Origin of the sequence: uncultured Fibrobacter sp., from assembly GCF_946062555.1 — a bacterium.
Classification (GTDB): domain Bacteria; phylum Fibrobacterota; class Fibrobacteria; order Fibrobacterales; family Fibrobacteraceae; genus Fibrobacter.
Map to the genome: position 1 here is coordinate 1 of NZ_CAMGVQ010000120.1, position 3,351 is coordinate 3,351.

The 3,351-nt window shown below is 50.1% G+C and carries 3 protein-coding genes and 1 pseudogene; 2 read left to right on the top strand and 2 right to left on the bottom strand.

Annotated features, from left to right (window positions below; all coding sequences use genetic code 11):
• Positions 1-351 precede the first annotated feature (351 nt).
• Positions 352-1,695 (bottom strand): annotated as a pseudogene (locus tag Q0P86_RS16735) (ATP-grasp domain-containing protein); the annotation flags it as partial.
• Between the two features lie 353 nt (positions 1,696-2,048).
• On the opposite strand from Q0P86_RS16735, the gene Q0P86_RS16740 reads away from it, so the two are divergent.
• Together Q0P86_RS16740 and Q0P86_RS16745 are read left to right on the top strand one after the other, a co-directional pair.
• Positions 2,049-2,207: a hypothetical protein gene (locus tag Q0P86_RS16740; RefSeq protein WP_295041079.1), complete on the top strand. Its 159-nt coding sequence runs from the start codon at positions 2,049-2,051 to the stop codon at positions 2,205-2,207.
• Between the two features lie 2 nt (positions 2,208-2,209).
• Positions 2,210-2,770, top strand: a complete 561-nt coding sequence (locus tag Q0P86_RS16745; RefSeq protein WP_295041081.1) for a GNAT family N-acetyltransferase — start codon at positions 2,210-2,212, stop codon at positions 2,768-2,770.
• A gap of 266 nt (positions 2,771-3,036) precedes the next feature.
• Here the strand turns inward: Q0P86_RS16745 and Q0P86_RS16750 are convergent, their stop codons facing one another.
• Positions 3,037-3,255 carry a hypothetical protein gene (locus Q0P86_RS16750; RefSeq protein WP_295041083.1) on the bottom strand — a complete coding sequence of 73 codons (219 nt, stop codon included), beginning with the start codon at positions 3,253-3,255 and terminating at the stop codon, positions 3,037-3,039.
• Between the last annotated feature and the right edge of the window lie 96 nt (positions 3,256-3,351).

Consider the following 3,351-nt stretch of genomic DNA (forward strand, 5'->3'; position numbering starts at 1 on the left):
CAATGTTCTTCATGTCATTGATAATAAGTATTCTTGCAATTATAGAAGTTATGGAGAAAAGGTTAATTTAGTTTTTAAAAAAACAAATTTGTAAAGAGTATTTCTTATAAATTTACATAAGTTTTAGATCTTACAAAATTCATAACAAAACAAAATCAAGCCTGAGCGTTACGGGCGCGGCGTCTGAGCACCCGCTAGAAGGGGTGGAGAGCAACGAAGTGCGAACCAGGGGAAGACTTTCCCCTATACACACAAAAAAGGCCGCAGCATTTTATTGCTACGGTCTTTAATGCTTTTTGACACGCTTGTAATGGCGATGCCGGCACAGGGGCCAGCATGACACTTTAGGCATTACACCTCTTCAATGCTTGCGTGATATTCCTGAAGAGATTTAACAGCTCCATGTCCGTTCCTTGCAGCGGCGATGCCCTTGACGGTGTTGTACGCACCGGCAAGCGTCGTGATGTAAGGCACCTTGTACTTGATGGCGGCCTTGCGGATGGCGCTTTCGTCCTTGATGGCGTCGCGCTTTGCCCACGGCGTGTTGATGATGAGGTTCACCTGCTTGTTCAGGATGATGTCGAGAACGTTCGGGCGGCCTTCGGCAATCTTGTTCACCACTTCGCACTTCACGCCGGCCTTCTCGTAGAACTTGGCGGTGCCTTCGGTAGCGTAAATCTTGAAGCCGAGCTTCTGGAATTCCTTGCCGATTTCGATGGCCTGTTCAGACAAGTTAACCTTATCGGACAAGCTAATCAGCACGGCACCTTCGTTCGGGAGGAAGGAACCGGCGGCTTCCTGGCTCTTGTAGTAAGCGAGGGCGTAGTCGTCGGAGAGCCCGAGCACTTCGCCAGTGGAGCGCATTTCGGGGCCGAGAACCGGGTCCACCTTCGGGAACTTGTCGAACGGGAACACAGCTTCCTTGGCGCCGTGGTGGTTGAACTTCTTGTCCTTGAGCTTGAGGTCTTCGAGCTTGGCACCGAGCATCAGGCGGGTCGCGAGGCGGGCCATCTGCGTGTTACAAACCTTGGAGACCAGAGGCACCGTGCGGGAGGCACGCGGGTTCGCTTCGAGGACGAACACCTTGCCGTCTTCGATAGCGTACTGCATGTTCATGAGGCCGCAAACGTGGAGGGCTTCGGCAATCTTCCTGGTGTAATCCTTGATGGTCGCGAGGTTTTCCTTGGTGATGGTTACCGGCGGGATGATGCAGGCGGAGTCACCGGAGTGGACACCGGCAAGTTCCACGTGTTCCATCACGGACGGGATGTAAACGTGTTCGCCGTCGGAGAGTGCGTCGGCTTCGCATTCCAAAGCGTTGTGGAGGAAGCGGTCGATGAGGAGCGGACGGTCCGGGGTCACACCCACAGCCTTCGCCACGTATTCGCGGAGCATGTTTTCATCGTAGATGACTTCCATGCCGCGGCCGCCAAGCACGAAACTCGGGCGGATCATTACCGGGTAGCCGCCGATCTGCTTGACACAGGCGAGGGCCTCGTCGATGTTCGTGGCCATGCCGCTTTCCGGCATCGGGATGCCGAGCTGGTCCATCATCTTGCGGAACAGGTCGCGGTCTTCGGCGATGTCGATGGAGTCGATGCTGGTGCCGAGAATCTTCACGCCTTCGTCGGAGAGGGCGCGGGCGATGTTCAGCGGGGTCTGGCCACCGAACTGCACGATCACGCCAGCCGGCTTTTGACGCCTACAGCGTCCGCCGCTTCGCCTCGGTCATAAAAATGAACGAGTTCATTTTTGCGACACTCGGCTTGCAGGCTTTTCCTTGTGGTAAATCTGGAGAACGTAGCCTACTCTTTTGGGCGTTCCCGCACATATATGTGCGGTCGGGCTATATTTTAGGGGCAACCACCTTCACTTCGCTCGTTACTCGCCTCCTAAAACGAAGCCTTGCTCCCGAAAACATCAAGACAAAACTGCCCGCACGTCTTCGCCCCAAGGGGTCACTATCCCTAACGCGGATGTCAGGAAAAACAGTCCTATTGACATTGCATTTTACATTATTTATATTTAGGGTATAAAGGGATAGAATTATGGCAAGACCAATTAAAGAAACTCCGACACTCCGTGGTGAGGAAGCTCGCATTTTCGAGAAGAAAATCGCGAATCCCAAACCCGTTTCGAGAGAAGACGTTCTGGCTGCTCAGAACGCCTATAACAGCGTCATGTCCATCGCAAAATTCTCCTTTTAAAAATGGATTTGTCTTCCTTTGACTTTTTGCCCCTTGGCGAAGACACCGAAATCTTGCCGTTCGACTGCAATGATGCCGACTTGAACAACTTCCTTTTTGACGACGCCAAAAATTATCTTAGCGACCTTATGGCAGTCACTTATCTTTTTGTGGATCGTCAAGCAAAGAAAACTGTTGCCTATTTTAGCCTTTTGAACGACAAGGTTTCGTATGACCCAGAAGAACGTTCGCTCTGGAATAGGATCAACCGCAGAATTTCGAATAACAAACGCCGCAAGACCTATCCTTCGGTGAAAATCGGTCGTCTTGCCGTTTCGAAAGATTACGACAACAAAGGCATCGGCAGGGCAATTCTGGATTTTATCAAGCACGCCTTCACGAACGGCAATCGGACTGGCTGCCGGTTCATTACTGTTGATGCGTATGCCAAGGCGACGGGGTTCTATATCAAGAACAGTTTCGACTTCTTTACGGAGAAAGACCGCAAGGATGAAACTCGCTTGATGTTCTTCGACCTCAAGCCGTTCAAGGACGCCCAGGCTAAGGCGAAACAGGCTAATTAGTTTTTTTTTGGGGGGGGGCGTTCCCGCACATATTTATGTGCGGCCGTGCTACATTTGACGCCTTCGCCGTCCGCGGCATCGTCTCAGCAATGAAAACAAGCTTGTTTTCGCCGCATTTGACTCGCATGTTTTTTTGGATTACTGTCTACCCCAAAGTGAACCATTGCCACTAAGCAGTATAACTGCAGGTAGCTGGAGGCCTAACGCAAATATTAAGGACTCAGTCAAATTTTCTTGTATTTTTTGACAAATTCGGCTTCATCATTCTATTTAATAATCTGTTTTATGTAATAATATGCGGTTCGCCCATTTTCTGCTTGATAAGTGTGGATAAAATCTTTGTCCCAATTCCAATCTTTTAACTGAGGAAAAACCGAAACAACTGTCGACAATACTGTCGTGTCCTGAACTATGCGTTCTTCAGGGCAGTATATGTGAATGCGTTCAACGGCTTTTGCAACTTGTTCGTTTGTTTCTATCGGCATACCGGCGCTGACTTCGAAGAATTTATCGCAAGCATAACTATTTTCAATAAACTACCCTGCACTGAAAGTGCAGGGTTTTGTATGTCGTATGCGGAT

Coding starts and splice junctions, on each gene's coding strand:
- Q0P86_RS16740 (WP_295041079.1), top strand. CDS start 2,049: ATGGCAAGACCAATTAAAGAAACTCCGACACTCCGTGGTGAGGAAGCT.
- Q0P86_RS16745 (WP_295041081.1), top strand. CDS start 2,210: ATGGATTTGTCTTCCTTTGACTTTTTGCCCCTTGGCGAAGACACCGAA.
- Q0P86_RS16750 (WP_295041083.1), bottom strand. CDS start 3,255: ATGCCGATAGAAACAAACGAACAAGTTGCAAAAGCCGTTGAACGCATT.